Below are 14,147 nucleotides of genomic sequence, written 5' to 3' on the forward strand. Positions count from 1 at the left end.
CCCGTGCGGGGTGAGGTCGCCGGTCGGCCTGCGGGACGGCGTTCTCGGTGACTAGCTCGTCGGCACCGTCTCCGCGACCGGCCGCGCCTCGGCCAGCGGGTCGTAGCGCTCGCCGGGCAGGGCGAACCACGCGGCCGCCGACCCGAGCAGGCACAGCACCCCGATGACCACGCAGGCGAGGGACAGCCCGTCCATGAACGCCGCGTCCATGGCATCGGCGACGCCCGGCGCCCGGGCCGCGAGGGCGTCGGTGAAGCCGACCGAGCCGCGCGCCCGGTCGAGGAGGTCGGCCGGCAGCCTGCCGTCGAGGGCCTCGACCAGCCGGGCGCCGTACAGGGAGGAGAAGAGCGAGCCGACCACTGCAACGCCCAGCGTGCCGCCCAGCTCACGGGAAGCGTCGTTGACCGCCGAGCCCACCCCGGCTCGGGCCGGCGGCAGCACCTGCATGATCGACTCCGTCGCCGGGGTGCTGATCAGTCCGAGACCGAGCCCCATCAGCACCATCTGCGGGACGATGGTGCTGGCGTAGGACACGTCCACGCCGATCGTCGAGACCCACAGGAACGACGAGCCCAGCGAGGCCAGTCCGATCGTCACCACGACCTTCGTCCCGATGCGCGGCGCCAGGTGCGCGCCCAGGATCGAGGCCCCGGCGATGGACAGCGCCACGGGCAGGATGCGCACCCCGGTCTGCAGTGCCGAGTAGTCGCGCACGAACTGGAAGAACTGGGTGATGAGGAAGATGAAGCCGAAGAGGGCGAAGAACGAGATCGTCACCGCGGCGCACGCGGCACTGAAGCGGCGGTCGAAGAACAAGGTGACGTCCAGCATCGGGTGACGCGACGCCCTCTCGACGAGCACGAACACGACGGCGAGCACCAGGGCGGCGGCGAAGCCCCCCACGGTGGCGGCGCTGGCCCAGCCGCGCTCGGGTGCCTCGATGATCGTCCACGTCAGCACGCCCAGGGTCGCCACCGAGAGCAGCAGGCCGGTGCGGTCCAGGGCGGGGACGCCGGGGTCGCGCGACTCCGGCACGAACGCCAGCGTCATCGCGATGGCCACCAGGCCGACCGGGACCAGGGCCCAGAAGACGCTGTGCCACGAGAAGTGCTCGAGCAGGAAGCCTCCGGTGATGGGGCCCAGGGCCACTCCCATGCCGACGGCGGCACCCCACACGCCCAGCGCGGCCGCCCGCTCCCGACGGTCCGGGAACGTGTTCGAGATGATCGACAGGGTCGTGGGGAAGATCAGTGCCGCGCTCATGCCCATCAGGACCCGCAGCGCGACGAGCGCCTCGACGCTGTCGACGAGCGCCGCGACACCGCTGGTGAGCGCGAAGGACGCGAGGCCCAGCACGAGGGCCGGTCGTCGGCCGAACTTGTCGCTCAGGCTGCCCATCGCGAGGACGAAGGCGGCGAAGGCGAGGTTGTAGCCGTCCACGACCCACAGCAGGTCGCGGGTGCTCGCGTCGAGCTCGCGCGCGAGGCTCGGGAGTGCGACGTTCACGATCGTGGTGTCGAGGTTGATGGTGAGGGCGGCCAGGCAGACGGTCGCCAGGATGGCGTGAGGACGGTTCACGGTGGCTCCGGGGCGATGTTGACAGTGGTAACACCAGAGTGACCCCTGAAGTTACCGGTGTCAACATCGAATAGGCTCGGCGGGTGACCACCACTCCGTACCACCACGGGAACCTGCGCACGGCGCTCGTGGAGGCAGCCGTCGAGACGGTCCGCGAGCGGGGTCCGGAGGGCCTCGCCCTGCGCGAGGTGGCCCGTCGGGTCGGCGTGTCGCACAACGCGGCCTACCGGCACTTCGCCGACCGCGACGCCCTCGTGGACGCCGTCGCCGAGCGCGCAATGGTCGAGCTGGTCGGCGCCGTCCACCGTCGGCTGGATACCGTGGACGAGGCCGACCCGGTCGCTCGCGCCCGTCGGCGCCTGGTGGCCATCGGCGCCGGGTACGTCGAGTTCGCGCTCGCGGAGCCGGGCCTGTTCCGGCTGCTGTTCACCGCCTACCCCGACGCCCCCGACGCCGAGGGCGCCGGCGAGGACCCCTACGGCATGCTCAACGTCGCGCTGGACGAGCTGGTCGACGTCGGCTACCTGTCCCCGAAGGACCGCCCCGGCGCCGAGGTGACCTGCTGGTCGGTGGTGCACGGGTTCGCGGTGCTCAACGTGGAGGGGCCGCTGCGGGGACTCGAGCCGTCGGATCGCGCCGCCGCGTTGACCTCGCTGCTCCTCAGCGTCGACCGCGGGCTCGGAGCGAGTGGCACCTGGCCGGAGCTCGCCCCGCGCGGCGCGCCCAAGTGAGCGGACGGGCGCGGGCGTACGACGCCGCCCCTGCGTCAGTGGGCGAGCTTGAGCCCGACCACGCAGCCGACGAGGCCGGCGATCAGCAGCAGCCTGACCGCGCTGACCGACTCGGTCCCGGTGGCCATCCCGACGCCCACCGTGAGGGCGGCGCCGATCCCGACCCACACGGCGTACGCCGTCCCGACCGGCAGGGTGCGCATGGCGTAGGCCAGTCCGCCCATGCTCAGCACGAGGCCGACCACGAAGACCACCGACGGGACGGGACGCGAGAACCCCTCCGAGCGGCCGAGGGCGACGGCCCACACCGCCTCCAGGACCCCGGACAGGATGAGCACGAACCACGCCATGACGACCTCCATGAGGCCGTCTTGTCGCTGTCCGGGTACGGGCTCCCTCGTCCGGCGAGCCGGGTCGGCTCAGCGCCGATCCTAGCCGCGCGAGCCCCCGGCGCCGGAATAGCGGGTCGGGGGTGCACGTTGGGCGAGACATGACCGACGAGCAGGCTCGAGCGACCATCGGACTCACCGGACTGGCCACCATGGGACGCAACCTGGCGCGCAACATCGCCCGCAACGGCCACACGATCGCGGTGCACAACCGCACGACCGCGCGGACGACCGCGCTGCTCGAGGACTACGGCGACGAGGGCGACTTCGTCGGCGCCGAGTCCCTAGAGGAGCTGGTGGCAGCCATCGCCCGTCCGCGCGCGATCGTCATCATGGTCAAGGCCGGCGAGGCCACCGACGCGGTGGTCGACGAGCTCGTGCCGCTACTCGACGAGGACGACATCGTCGTCGACGCCGGCAACGCACTCTTCACCGACACCATCCGCCGGCAGGAAGCCCTGGCCGAGCACGGCCTGCACTTCGTCGGCATGGGGGTCTCCGGCGGCGAGGAGGGCGCCCTCCACGGCCCCTCGATCATGGTCGGCGGCTCCGAGCACGCGTACGAGCGGCTGCGCCCGGTGGTCGAGTCGATCGCCGCAGTCGTCGACGGCACGCCCTGCTGCGCCCACGTCGGCCCCGACGGCGCCGGGCACTTCGTGAAGATGGTGCACAACGGCATCGAGTACGCCGACATGCAGCTCATCGCCGAGTCCTACGACCTGCTGCGCTCGGTGCTCGGCCTCGAGCCCGCCCAGGTCGCGGACGTCTTCGAGGAGTGGAACGGCGGCGACCTCGAGTCGTTCCTCATCGAGATGACCGCCGACGTGCTGCGTCACACCGACGCCGCGACCGGGCACGCGTTCGTGGACGTCGTGCGCGACGCCGCGGAGCAGAAGGGCACGGGACGCTGGACCGTGCAGAACGCCCTCGAGCTCGGCGTCCCCGTCACCGGCATCGCCGAGGCCACCTTCGCCCGGTCGCTGTCGGGCCACACCGAGCAGCGCGCCGCCGCGCGGGAGGTCTTCGCCACCGACCCCGAGGCGCAGCGCGTCGAGGTCGACCGCGACGCCTTCGTCGACCAGGTCCGCGCGGCGCTCTATGCCTCCAAGGTCGTCGCCTACGCCCAGGGGTTCGACCAGATCGCGGCCGGCGCGGAGGCGCACGGCTGGGACATCGACCTCGGCGAGGTGGCCACGATCTGGCGCGGCGGCTGCATCATCCGGGCGCAGTTCCTCGACCGGATCAAGGAGGCGTACGCCGACGAGCCCGACCTGACCACGCTGCTGACCACGCCGTACTTCGCCGACGCCGTCAAGGACGGCGTCGACGCCTGGCGCGAGGTGGTCGCGACCGCGGCGCGCGGCGGCGTACCGACCCCTGCGTTCTCCTCGTCGCTGGCCTACTTCGACGGCCTGCGGCGCGACCGGCTGCCGGCGGCGCTCATCCAGGCGCTGCGCGACAACTTCGGCGCGCACACCTACCAGCGGACCGACCGCGACGGCACCTTCCACACGCGGTGGGCCGAGGACGGGCGTCCCGAGGAGTCGGCCGGCTGACCGGCGGGCGGCCCCTCAGCCGAAGGTGATGACCTGGCGGATCGCGTGTCCGTCGGCGAGCTGGTCCATGCCCTCGTTGATGTCCTCGAGGGCGATGTGCGACGACACCAGGTGCTCGACCGGCAGCCGCCCGGTGCGCCAGAGCTCGGCGAAGACGGGGATGTCCCGGCTCGGGACGGCCGAGCCGAGGTAGCTGCCGATGATGGTGCGGCCCTGCGCGACCAGGGCCAGCGGCGACACGGTGGCCGTGTCGTCGGGGGCGGGCAGGCCCACGGTCACGGTCCGGCCGCCGGGGGCGGTCAGCCCGATCGCCGACTCGAAGGCGCGGGCGCGTCCGACGCACTCGATGACGACCTCGGCCTGGAGGCCCTGCTCGAGGGCCTCGTCGGGCGTCAGGGCGTCGTGGGCACCCAGTCGCCGGGCGGCGTCGAGCTTCTCCGGGAGGGTGTCGACGCCGACGACGCGTACGCCGTCCTGGGCGAGCGCGGTCAGCACCGCGGCCATCCCGACTCCCCCGAGCCCGACGACGGCGACGGTCTGGCCCGGCGTGGGCCGGCCGGCGTTGAGGACCGCACCACCGCCGGTGAGGACGGCACACCCCAGCACGGCGGCGACCTCGGCGGGCACGTCGTCGTCGACCGCGACCACCGAGGTCTCGTGGACCACCGCGTGGTCGGCGAAGCCCGAGACGCCGAGGTGGTGGAAGACGTCGGCGCCGTCGCGGTGCAGCCGCTGGGCACCGCCGACGAGGTGCCCGGCGTTGTTGGCCGCGCTGCCCGGGATGCACGGGGCCAGCCCGTCGGTGGCGCAGGCGGCACACTCGCCGCACCGGGGGAGGAAGGTCAGGACGACGCGGGTGCCGACCGGGACGGTCGCACCGGGCCCTGCCTCGACGACCCGGCCCGCGGCCTCGTGGCCGAGCAGCATCGGGACCGGGCGCACCCGGTTGCCGTCGACGACGGAGAGGTCGGAGTGGCACAGGCCGGCGGCCTCGACGCGCACGAGCAGCTCGCCGGGTCCGGGCGGGTCCAGCTCGACCTCGCCGATGGTGAGGGGACGGGAGTCGGCGTACGGGCGCGAGGCCCCGATCGACTCCAGGACGGCACCACGGATCAGCATGGGGCCACTGTGCCGCACGTGGCCCCCGCCGGGGTGCTCAGTCCAGCACGATCAGCGGGTCGCCCTCCTGGACGACGTCGCCGGCGGTGACCTTGATGGCCGTGACCGTGCCCGCGCGCTCGGCGAGCACGGGGATCTCCATCTTCATCGACTCCAGCAGGATCACGGTGTCGCCCTGGGCGATGGTGTCGCCGACCTCGCACGAAACGACAAGGACGTTGGCCACCATCTCGGCGAGGATCTCGGTGGACTGGGAACGGGCCATGGGGGCGACGCTAGCCGTTACCGGGGCGTAGTCAGAGTTCCGCGAGGCGCGAGGGCTCGGGGCGGTGCGCCTCGGCCTCCTCCGCGCGGCGACCGCGGCGACCGCGCGGGCCGGTGAGGGCCAGGTCGGCGCGCACCACGAGGTAGCCGAGCAGCAGGCCGGGGACGAGGGAGTACGCCGCCTGCAGGCCGGCCTCGGCGAAGCTGCCCTCGGGGTCGAGCAGGCCCTGCGCGAGCGGGATGGTGGCGGTGACGCCGAAGGCGCAGACCCACCAGCCCTGGCGACGACGGGCCCGCATGTGGGTGCCCCAGACCAGGGCCGGGATGCCGAGCAGCACCACCAGCGGTCGCGGGAAGGCCCCGATCCGCTCGGTGGTCCAGTCGACGAACTCGAGGACGGACTGCACGACCGACCCCGCGCCGTACCGCCTCAGCAGCTCGGCGTAGGCCAGCGTGAGGACCAGCAGCACGGCGCCGACCAGCACCGCGACCAGGCCGCGGCGACCGAGGCCGTGGAGGCCCGCGCCGAGGCGGTAGACCAGGGCGAAGACGAGCACCAGTCCCAGCAGCAGGGACGCGTAGTCGAAACGGGGCACGGTGACCGTGGGCTCGAAGCCGACCGCCGCCACCGCGGTGATCGCGGCCAGCACCGTCGCGACGAGGACCTCGCGGCAGGCGCGCCAGTAGGTGGCCGCCGGGACGGTGAGCATCACCGCCAGCACGCCCCCGGTCACGGTGGTGAGGACCGCGGCGCCGGTGCGCAGCACGGCCGTGTCGACCACGACGGCCGTGCCGCCGATCGCCAGCGCGAGGGCGGCGGTGACCCACGGGCGCCCGCCGGTGCGCACGGCCAGGGCCCAGGACAGGACGGTGGCCACCGCGACGGCGCCGACCCCGTCGAGCCATCCCGGCCCCCGGCCGAGGGCGGCGGCGACCAGGGCGGCCACGCCGGTGAGGAGCACCAGCCCGGCCAGCAGCCACAGCACGCCACGGGTGCGGGGCGAGACCTCGAGCCCGGGACCGGGGGGCGGGAGGTCGACGGGTGCGGCGGCCTCAGCACCGGGTGCGGCCCCGTGGTCGCCTTCTTCCGGGACGGGCGCGGTGACGGGCGGCGCGGCAGGGGCGGGCTCCCGGGCCTCGCCGCCGTCCGTCTCCGGCGCCCGCTGCGCACGCTTGCCGGGCCGCTCGCCGGGCTGATTGCCGTGGGGCACCGGACCGCTGGACGCGGGGTTCGACTCCGGGCCGCCGGACGCCGGGTTCGACACCGGGCCACGACGCCACCTCGACGGCGGCTTGTCGGCGATGCGGCGGCCCCTGGCGGGCCCCCGGGAGGGGGAAGACACGGCCCGAAGGCTACAGCGGAGGGCTCGACGGCCACGCCGGGAGGACACGACTGGGAGACTCGGGGCATGGCACTGGACCTGGACGCGGCGGGCTTCTGCGGGGTCGTCCTCGCGGGCGGTACGGCGGCACGCATGGACGGCATCGACAAGGCCGGCCTCGAGCTCGGCGGCCGGACCCTGCTGGAGCGGACCATCGACGCGTTCCTCGACGCCGAGGAGGTGGTCGTGGTCGGCCCGCGGTCGGTGCCCACCACGCGACCGGTGACCTTCACCCGCGAGGACCCGCCGCGCGGCGGGCCGGTGGCCGGGCTCCTCACCGGCGTCGACGCGCTGCTGCGCCGGCCCACCCTGGTCGGGGTGCTGGCCGTCGACATGCCGCACGTGACCGCACGCACGCTGCGCCGGCTCCGGGACGCGGCGCAGGGACGCGACGGGGCCTTCCTGGTGGACCAGGACGGTCGGCGCCAGCTCGCCGGGGTCGTCGCGGCCGACCGGCTCACGGCCGTGAGACCCGACCTCGAGCACCAGCACGGGATGTCGCTGCGCGCCCTGCTGACCGACCTGGACCTGGCGGACGTGGCGGCGGACGGCGCCGAGGCCCGCGACGTGGACACCTGGGCGGACTGGCGCGACCTCCAGCGCTGACCCGCCGGCACCCGCTAGGTACTTGCACGCCCAATCCTCCCGGGTGGAGATTGACCGTGTGAACCTCCACGACTGGATCGATGAGCTGTGCGACGTGCTCGACGTCGAGACCGAGGTCGACGAGGGCCTCGTGCTCGACCTTGCGCGCGCGGCGGCGAAGAACGTGCAGAAGACCGCCGCGCCGGTCACCGCCTACCTGCTCGGGGTGGCGGTGGGCTCCCGCGACGCCGACCCCGAGGAGATCGAGCGACTGGCGGCCCTCGCCCAGGGACTGGCCGAGCGGTGGGAGCGCCCGGCCGGCGCCCCGGACCCCGACGACGTCGACGACGACGTCCCCGACGACTCCACCGTCGACCACACCGGTGAGGACTTCGAGGAGGAGTAGCCCGGCGGTCCACCGGGCCGTCCGACCGGGCCGTCCGACCGGGCCGGCGGACTGGCATGGTGGACCCATGCGAGCCGTGATCGCCTCCGGTACCGGAGGTCCCGAGGTCCTGTCCGTGGGCGAGCTGCCCGACCCGACGCCGGGTCCCGGCGAGGTGCTGGTGGCCGTGGTCGCGACCGCCGTCAACCGGGCCGACACGCTGCAGCGCCAGGGCTTCTACCCGCCGCCGCCCGGGGCGTCCGAGGTGATCGGGCTCGAGTGCAGCGGCACGGTCGCCGCGCTCGGTGAGGGCGTCGAGGGCTGGGCGGTGGGCGACGAGGTCTGCGCGCTCCTCGCCGGCGGCGGCTACGCGGCGTACGTCGTCGTGCCCGTCGGCCAGCTGATGCCGGTGCCGCACGGGGTCTCCCTCGTCGAGGCGGCGGCGCTGCCCGAGGTGGCCTGCACCGTGTGGTCCAACGTCTTCATGGTCGCCGGGCTCCAGCCGGGAGACCGCTTCCTCGTGCACGGCGGGTCGGGCGGGATCGGCACGATGGCCATCCAGCTCGCCAGCGCCACCTCCGCCAAGGTCTTCGCCACGGCCGGCAGTGCCGCCAAGCTCGCGGCCTGCGCCGAGCTGGGTGCGGACGTCACGATCAACTACCGCGAGGAGGACTACGTCGACGTGGTCACCGCCGACGGCGGCGCCGACGTCATCCTCGACAACATGGGGGCCTCCTACCTGGGGCGCAACGTCGAGGCGCTCGCCACCGAGGGGCGGCTGGTCATCATCGGCATGCAGGGCGGCACCAAGGGCGAGCTCGACATCAACGCGCTGCTCCGCAAGCGCGGCGCCGTGCTCGCCACCTCGCTACGGGCGCGGCCGGCCGACGACAAGGCCGCCATCTGCGCCTCGGTGGTCGACAACGTGTGGCCGCTCGTCGCCGACGGCACGGTCCGGCCGATCGTGCACACGACGATGCCCCTCGAGGACGTCGCCGCCGCGCACGCGCTGATGGAGTCCAGCGACCACATCGGGAAGATCGTGCTGACCCTCTGAGATCGGTGGTGCCGCGGGGTCGCGCACGTGCGCAGCTCCCGTGGTGGTCCGCAGCTCCTTCCCTGCGCACCCGCGCAGCGCCGGTGCTGTTCGGCGGCCTCATGCCTGCGCACCCACGCAGCCCCAGCAGTGTTCCGCGGCGTCTTCCCTGCGTACCCGCGCCGGGAAGGAAACCCCGCTCGGCCCTGGGGCCGCGCACGTGCGCAGGGAAGGACCCCCCGCTCGGCCCGAAGACCGCGCACGTGCGCAGCCCCCAGCGGGTCCTCGCGCCGGCGTGACTGCGCACCCATGAGGGACGCAGAGGCCTGCGGCACCACTCGGACCCGCGGCTAGGGTGGATCGCATGAGCGAGCAGCAGGGGACCCCCCAGCACCAGCACGACCAGCAGGACCCCTCCGGCGAGGAGCAGGTGGTGGTGGTCGGTCCGGACGGGCGCCCCATCGGGACGATCCCGGCCAGCGCGCTGCCCGCGATGCCCGGACCCGACGCCGAGACGGACGACTCCGACGAGGAGGGCCAGCGGCACATCACCGAGCTGGTCGAGCAGCCGGCGAAGGTCATGCGGATCGGCTCGATGATCCGTCAGCTGCTCGAGGAGGTGAAGGCCGCGCCGCTCGACGAGGCGAGCCGCAACCGCCTCAAGGACATCCACCAGGCCTCCATCAAGGAGCTCGAGGCCGGGCTGGCGCCCGAGCTGGTCGAGGAGCTCGAGCGCCTCACCCTCCCCTTCACCGAGGACAGCACCCCCTCCGAGGGGGAGCTGCGGATCGCCCAGGCCCAGCTCGTGGGCTGGCTCGAGGGACTCTTCCACGGCATCCAGACCGCGATCTACGCCCAGCAGATGGCCGCGCGCAACCAGCTCGAGCAGATGCGCAAGGCCCTGCCCCCGGGCGTGCACGCCGACGGCCAACCCCACCCGCAGCCGCAGGGCATGCCCACCATGCCCACCGGCGAGCCCCCGACCCCCGGCGAGTCCGGCGGGATGTACCTCTGAGGCCTACCCCGCCCCGGACGCCCGACGGGCCCGCCACGCCCGGAGGGAGCGCCAGGCGACGACGCCCAGCACCGCGAGCCCGAGCACGCCGGTGACCAGCCGGCCCATGCTCCACTGGTCGTAGGTCAGCCCGCTGCGCTCCGCCTGCGTGTAGCCCTCGGACGGCGCCGTCCCCGGTCCGAGGTCCTCCAGCACGCGGTCGTAGTACGTGCCAGGGCCGACCACGACGGTGCACAGGCCGCTGGTCACCTGGTCGTCGACGAGCTGCGCGAAGACCACCACCTCGTCGTCGATGTCGGCGTCGATCGCGTAGCCGTCGTCGGACGCGTCGCTGACCACGTCGACCCGACGGGTCACCTCCCCCTTGAAGACGCGGTCGACCCGCACCGTCACCATCGGGTCGCCACCCGACGTGGACCGGTCGAGCACGACGCCGGAGAAGGCGAGGTCGCTGCCGTCGGCGAGCTCGGCGCTGGGCTCCGCGCAGGAGGCCGCGGCCGGCGGTCCCGTCAGGACCAGCGCCGCGCCCAGCACGGGGACGAGCAGCCCGGGGACGAGCACCCCAGGGACGACGAGCAGGACCCGGTCCAGCAGCCGGGAGGGCGACGTCACGCCCGGCGACCCCGTCGCCGGACCACGACGAGCCCGAGCAGGCCGACGATGAGGAGCGCCCCTCCGGGAGCGGCCAGCCGCGCGAACGACGCGGGTGGGGACTCCTCGACCAGGGTGCGGGTGGCCGTCGGGGGCGGGGGCGGCTGCACGGCCTCGCCGGTGCCGAGGATGCCCTCGATCTGGGCCACCCGGTCGGCGTCGACCTGGCCGGTCCCGTCACAGCTGTTGGCGACGTACGGCGGGGCGTCCCCGCGGACGATGAAGAGGTAGTCGCTGCCCGGTCGGGGCTTGCCGATGCCGCACGCGGTCGTCTGACGGGGCGTCGTCACGGTGGTGCTGCGATCGACGGTGCCCTTGTAGGCCCGGGTGGCCGTGACGGCCATCTCGTACTGCTGGCCGACCTCGGTCACGGTGTCGACCGTGCCGATGAAGACGGCGTCCGCGCGCGACGTCTGACGCTCGGCGCTGGCCGGCTGGCACGTGCAGGCGGCGGCCGGCGACTGCACGGCCAGCACCATGCCGCCGACCACCAGCACGCAGGCCACCAGCGCGCGCAGCGCAGGGGCCAGCACCGTCGGGAGGCGGGAGGACATGCGCGTCACCCTACCGACAGGTCGAACACCCGGATGAGCACATCAGCGACCCCGTCCTCGTCGTTGCGGGGGGCCGTGTGGTCGGCCATCGCGATCACCGTCGGGTGGGCGTTGGCCATGGCGTACGACGTCCCGGCCCACTCGAGCAGCGGCAGGTCGTTGGGCATGTCGCCGAAGGCGATCACCTCGTCGGGACCCGACCCCAGCTCGGCGGCCAGCGTCGCCAGCGTGGTCGCCTTGGTGACGCCCGCGGCACTGATCTCGACGAGGGTCCCGACCGACGACCACGTGGCGACGACCTGCTCCCCGACCGCGTCCTCGACGCGGCGCCAGTAGTCCTCCGGGCCGTGCTCCTCGTGTCGCGCGAGCAGCTTGACCACCGTGTCGTCGGCGATCTCCTCGAAGGTGCCGGCCAGGACGTCGGGGGCGACGTTGACCGCGAGCCGCGGCATGAAGTCGTGCTCGCGGGCGAACCCGGTGGTCTTCTCCAGGGCGAACGTCGACCCGGGGATCTCGCGGCGGATCGCCGTCGCGACCTCGAGCAGGACCTCGGTCGGGATGGTCCGCGCGGTCCGGACTGCGCGGCGGGCGACGTCGTACACGATGCCGCCGTTGCTGCAGATGGCCAGGCCGTGGCCGCCGACCTCCTCCCACAGCTGCTCCATCCAGCGGATGGGGCGGCCGGTGGTGAAGACGACGGGGATCCCGAGGTCGTCGAGGGCGGTGAGGACCGCGCGGGTGCGGTCGGTGACCGTGCCGTCGGTGTGGAGCAGGGTGCCGTCGAGGTCGGTGGCGACCAGCCGGGGTCGGCTCATGCGGGGAACCAGCGCTCGAGCTCGACCGCGGCCCCGTCGTCGTACACGCTGTCGGTGACGACGTCGGCGACCTCACGGACCTCCTCGACCGCCTGGCCCATGGCCACGCCGCGACCGGCCCAGCGCAGCATCTCGATGTCGTTGCGGCCGTCGCCGATGGCCAGCACGTCGCGGGCGTCGACGCCGAGCGCGTCGGCGACGTGCTGCAGGCCGGAGGCCTTGTGGACGCCCTGCGGCGAGAGGTCGAGCCAGGCGGTCCACCCGACGACGTACCCGATGGAGTGCAGCCCGAGGGTGTCGGCGAGCTGGACGAAGTCGTCGGCGCTGGCGTTGGGGTCGCGGATGATCACCCGGCTGACGGGGTGACCGACGATCTCGTGGAGGTCGGTCAGGATCATCTCGCCGGAGAGCTCGCCCTCGGGGAAGTGCCGGTTGACCCGGTAGCCGCGGCCCCGCTCCTCCACCGCGACCAGGGCCTCGGGGTGGCGCTCCAGCACCGCGGCGACCGCGGGGGCGGCGTCGAAGGTCTCCTCGTGCACCACCTCCACCGGCGGGTAGCGGAAGACCACGGCACCGTTGGACGCCACGATCCACAGCGGGTCCTGGTCGCCGTCGTGGATGTCGAGCAGGTCGGCGATCATCGTCATGCCGTGCGGCGAGCGGCCGCTGGCCAGCACGATGTGCGCACCGGCGGCCCGCGCCCGCTGGACGGCGTCGTGGAGCCGTGGGGAGATCTGCTCGTAGGTCTGCCCGGAGCCCTCGACCCAGGCCAGCAGCGTGCCGTCGATGTCGAGCGCGACCAGGCCCGGGGTCCAGTCGCTCACGCGAGGGGCTCCAGGACCTCGAGCCCTCCCAGGTAGGGCCGCAGTGCCTCGGGCACGGTGACCGAGCCATCGGCGTTCTGATGGGTCTCGAGGATCGCCACGATGGTGCGGGTGATCGCCGTCAGCGTCCCGTTGAGGGTGGCCACCGGGGCGATGCCGGCGTCGGTGCGCTGGCGGGTGTCGAGGCGACGGGTCTGGAAGTCGAGGCAGTTGGAGGTCGACGTCAGCTCGCGGAACTTGCCCTGGGTGGGGATCCACACCTCGCAGTCGAACTTGCGGATCGCCGACAGGCCGAGGTCGCCGGCGGCCACGTCGATGACGCGGTAGGCGAGCCCGAGCTTGTCGAGGAACTCCTTCTCCCAGGCCAGCAGCCGCTCGTGCTCGGCGTACGACTCCTCGAGCGTCGTGTAGACGAACATCTCGACCTTGTCGAACCAGTGGACGCGGATGATGCCCTTGGTGTCCTTGCCGTGCGAGCCGGCCTCCTTGCGGAAGCACGGGCTGAAGGCGGCGTAGCGCAGCGGCAGCGACGCGCCGTCCAGGATCTCGTCGGAGTGGTACGCCGCCATGGCGACCTCGCTGGTGCCGACGAGGTACATGTCCTCGCCCTCGATGCGGTAGACGTCGTCGGCGGCCTGGCCGAGGAAGCCGGTGCCCTCCATCGCGCGCGGCTTGACCAGCGACGGGGCGATGACCTGGGTGAAGCCGGCCTCGCGGGCCTGGTCCATGGCCATGTTGACCAGCGCCAGCTCGAGGCGGGCCCCGATACCGGTGAGGAAGTAGAAGCGCGAGCCCGACACCTTGGCCCCACGCTCGAGGTCGATGGCGCCCAGCATCCGGCCGAGCTCGATGTGGTCGCGCGGCTCGAAGTCGAACTCGCGCGGCGCGCCGACGTGCTCGATGGTCGCGAAGTCCTCCTCGCCACCGGCCGGGGCCTCGTCCGCGGCGACGTTGGGGATCGCCCGGATGGCGTCGTCCCAGGCCAGCTCGGCCGCGTTCTGGGCGGCCTCGAGCTCCTTGACGGCGGAGGCGAGGTCCTTGACCTGCGCGAGCAGCGCCTGCTTCTCCTCGCCCTGGGCCCGGGCGACCTCCTTGCCCATCGCCTTCTGCTCGGCCCGGCGGTTCTCGTAGGCCGCGATCGTGGCCCGGCGGGCCTCGTCGGCGGCCAGCGCCCGGTCGACGACGTCGGGGGAGAGCCCGCGCTTCGTCTGGGCGGCACGCACGCGGTCGGGGTCGTCTCGGAGCAGGCGGGGGTCGATCACG

The 14,147-nt window shown here is 73.5% G+C and carries 16 protein-coding genes and 1 riboswitch; of the genes, 6 read left to right on the forward strand and 10 right to left on the reverse strand.

All coding sequences use genetic code 11. The annotated features are described in order from the left end of the window. Positions 1-51: 51 nt before the first annotated feature. On the reverse strand, positions 52-1,578 hold the full coding sequence (locus ASG94_RS09280; protein ID WP_056925971.1) for an MFS transporter: 1,527 nt from the start codon (positions 1,576-1,578) through the stop codon (positions 52-54). Between the two features lie 83 nt (positions 1,579-1,661). On the opposite strand from ASG94_RS09280, the gene ASG94_RS09285 reads away from it, so the two are divergent. Next, on the forward strand, positions 1,662-2,309 hold the full coding sequence (locus ASG94_RS09285) for a TetR/AcrR family transcriptional regulator (protein ID WP_082624026.1): 648 nt from the start codon (positions 1,662-1,664) through the stop codon (positions 2,307-2,309). Positions 2,310-2,344: 35 nt separating this feature from the next. Here ASG94_RS09285 and ASG94_RS09290 read toward each other — a convergent pair whose 3' ends face one another. Continuing rightward, positions 2,345-2,671: a DMT family transporter gene (locus ASG94_RS09290; RefSeq protein WP_235537184.1), complete on the reverse strand. Its 327-nt coding sequence runs from the start codon at positions 2,669-2,671 to the stop codon at positions 2,345-2,347. After that, positions 2,670-2,735, reverse strand: a riboswitch (guanidine-III (ykkC-III) riboswitch). It overlaps the preceding gene by 2 nt. A gap of 64 nt (positions 2,736-2,799) precedes the next feature. On the opposite strand from ASG94_RS09290, the gene gndA reads away from it, so the two are divergent. Then, positions 2,800-4,254 carry an NADP-dependent phosphogluconate dehydrogenase gene (gene gndA, locus ASG94_RS09295; RefSeq protein WP_056925972.1) on the forward strand — a complete coding sequence of 485 codons (1,455 nt, stop codon included), beginning with the start codon at positions 2,800-2,802 and terminating at the stop codon, positions 4,252-4,254. A gap of 15 nt (positions 4,255-4,269) precedes the next feature. Here the strand turns inward: gndA and ASG94_RS09300 are convergent, their stop codons facing one another. From ASG94_RS09300 to ASG94_RS09310, 3 genes are read right to left on the reverse strand one after another with little or no spacing between them, the layout of a single operon-like run. Then, on the reverse strand, positions 4,270-5,373 hold the full coding sequence (locus ASG94_RS09300) for a zinc-binding dehydrogenase (RefSeq protein ID WP_056925973.1): 1,104 nt from the start codon (positions 5,371-5,373) through the stop codon (positions 4,270-4,272). A gap of 37 nt (positions 5,374-5,410) precedes the next feature. Beyond that, positions 5,411-5,638: a biotin/lipoyl-binding carrier protein gene (locus ASG94_RS09305; RefSeq protein ID WP_056925974.1), complete on the reverse strand. Its 228-nt coding sequence runs from the start codon at positions 5,636-5,638 to the stop codon at positions 5,411-5,413. 31 nt (positions 5,639-5,669) lie between these two features. Further along, the gene (locus tag ASG94_RS09310; RefSeq protein WP_156411490.1) at positions 5,670-6,980 is read right to left on the reverse strand and encodes a hypothetical protein; all 1,311 of its coding nucleotides are present in this window, start codon (positions 6,978-6,980) and stop codon (positions 5,670-5,672) included. A gap of 66 nt (positions 6,981-7,046) precedes the next feature. Between ASG94_RS09310 and mobA the strand changes: the two genes are divergently transcribed. From mobA to ASG94_RS09330, 4 genes are all read left to right on the forward strand, one after another. Then, positions 7,047-7,625, forward strand: coding sequence for a molybdenum cofactor guanylyltransferase (gene mobA / locus ASG94_RS09315; RefSeq protein WP_056925975.1), 579 nt, complete (start codon positions 7,047-7,049; stop codon positions 7,623-7,625). Between the two features lie 58 nt (positions 7,626-7,683). Continuing rightward, a complete protein-coding gene (locus tag ASG94_RS09320; RefSeq protein WP_056925976.1) occupies positions 7,684-8,010 on the forward strand; it encodes a DUF6457 domain-containing protein in 327 nt (108 codons plus the stop codon). A 67-nt stretch (positions 8,011-8,077) separates the two neighbouring features. Continuing rightward, positions 8,078-9,046, forward strand: coding sequence for an NAD(P)H-quinone oxidoreductase (locus ASG94_RS09325; protein ID WP_056925977.1), 969 nt, complete (start codon positions 8,078-8,080; stop codon positions 9,044-9,046). A gap of 343 nt (positions 9,047-9,389) precedes the next feature. Continuing rightward, the gene (locus ASG94_RS09330; protein WP_056925978.1) at positions 9,390-10,040 is read left to right on the forward strand and encodes a bacterial proteasome activator family protein; all 651 of its coding nucleotides are present in this window, start codon (positions 9,390-9,392) and stop codon (positions 10,038-10,040) included. A gap of 3 nt (positions 10,041-10,043) precedes the next feature. Here the strand turns inward: ASG94_RS09330 and ASG94_RS09335 are convergent, their stop codons facing one another. Genes ASG94_RS09335 through serS form a run of 5 tightly spaced genes read right to left on the reverse strand, consistent with a single transcriptional unit; the run spans position 10,044 to position 14,146 of the window. Further along, positions 10,044-10,652, reverse strand: coding sequence for a hypothetical protein (locus ASG94_RS09335; protein ID WP_056925979.1), 609 nt, complete (start codon positions 10,650-10,652; stop codon positions 10,044-10,046). Then, positions 10,649-11,245: a hypothetical protein gene (locus ASG94_RS09340; RefSeq protein ID WP_056925980.1), complete on the reverse strand. Its 597-nt coding sequence runs from the start codon at positions 11,243-11,245 to the stop codon at positions 10,649-10,651. The genes ASG94_RS09335 and ASG94_RS09340 overlap by 4 nt, the downstream gene beginning before the upstream one ends. A 5-nt stretch (positions 11,246-11,250) precedes the next feature. After that, on the reverse strand, positions 11,251-12,060 hold the full coding sequence (locus tag ASG94_RS09345; protein ID WP_056925981.1) for a Cof-type HAD-IIB family hydrolase: 810 nt from the start codon (positions 12,058-12,060) through the stop codon (positions 11,251-11,253). After that, on the reverse strand, positions 12,057-12,884 hold the full coding sequence (locus ASG94_RS09350; protein ID WP_056925982.1) for an HAD family hydrolase: 828 nt from the start codon (positions 12,882-12,884) through the stop codon (positions 12,057-12,059). The genes ASG94_RS09345 and ASG94_RS09350 overlap by 4 nt, the downstream gene beginning before the upstream one ends. Then, positions 12,881-14,146: a serine--tRNA ligase gene (gene serS / locus ASG94_RS09355; protein WP_056925983.1), complete on the reverse strand. Its 1,266-nt coding sequence runs from the start codon at positions 14,144-14,146 to the stop codon at positions 12,881-12,883. The genes ASG94_RS09350 and serS overlap by 4 nt, the downstream gene beginning before the upstream one ends. Position 14,147 lies beyond the last annotated feature (1 nt).

This window comes from Nocardioides sp. Soil805 (genome assembly GCF_001429625.1).
GTDB lineage: Bacteria > Actinomycetota > Actinomycetes > Propionibacteriales > Nocardioidaceae > Nocardioides.

Excerpts from the sequence above, each read along its gene's own strand:
- ASG94_RS09330 (WP_056925978.1), top strand. The coding sequence starts at position 9,390 with ATGAGCGAGCAGCAGGGGACCCCCCAGCACCAGCACGACCAGCAGGAC.
- ASG94_RS09340 (WP_056925980.1), bottom strand. The coding sequence starts at position 11,245 with ATGTCCTCCCGCCTCCCGACGGTGCTGGCCCCTGCGCTGCGCGCGCTG.
- mobA (WP_056925975.1), top strand. The coding sequence starts at position 7,047 with ATGGCACTGGACCTGGACGCGGCGGGCTTCTGCGGGGTCGTCCTCGCG.
- ASG94_RS09345 (WP_056925981.1), bottom strand. The coding sequence starts at position 12,060 with ATGAGCCGACCCCGGCTGGTCGCCACCGACCTCGACGGCACCCTGCTC.
- ASG94_RS09290 (WP_235537184.1), bottom strand. The coding sequence starts at position 2,671 with ATGGAGGTCGTCATGGCGTGGTTCGTGCTCATCCTGTCCGGGGTCCTG.
- ASG94_RS09305 (WP_056925974.1), bottom strand. The coding sequence starts at position 5,638 with ATGGCCCGTTCCCAGTCCACCGAGATCCTCGCCGAGATGGTGGCCAAC.
- gndA (WP_056925972.1), top strand. The coding sequence starts at position 2,800 with ATGACCGACGAGCAGGCTCGAGCGACCATCGGACTCACCGGACTGGCC.
- ASG94_RS09300 (WP_056925973.1), bottom strand. The coding sequence starts at position 5,373 with ATGCTGATCCGTGGTGCCGTCCTGGAGTCGATCGGGGCCTCGCGCCCG.
- ASG94_RS09325 (WP_056925977.1), top strand. The coding sequence starts at position 8,078 with ATGCGAGCCGTGATCGCCTCCGGTACCGGAGGTCCCGAGGTCCTGTCC.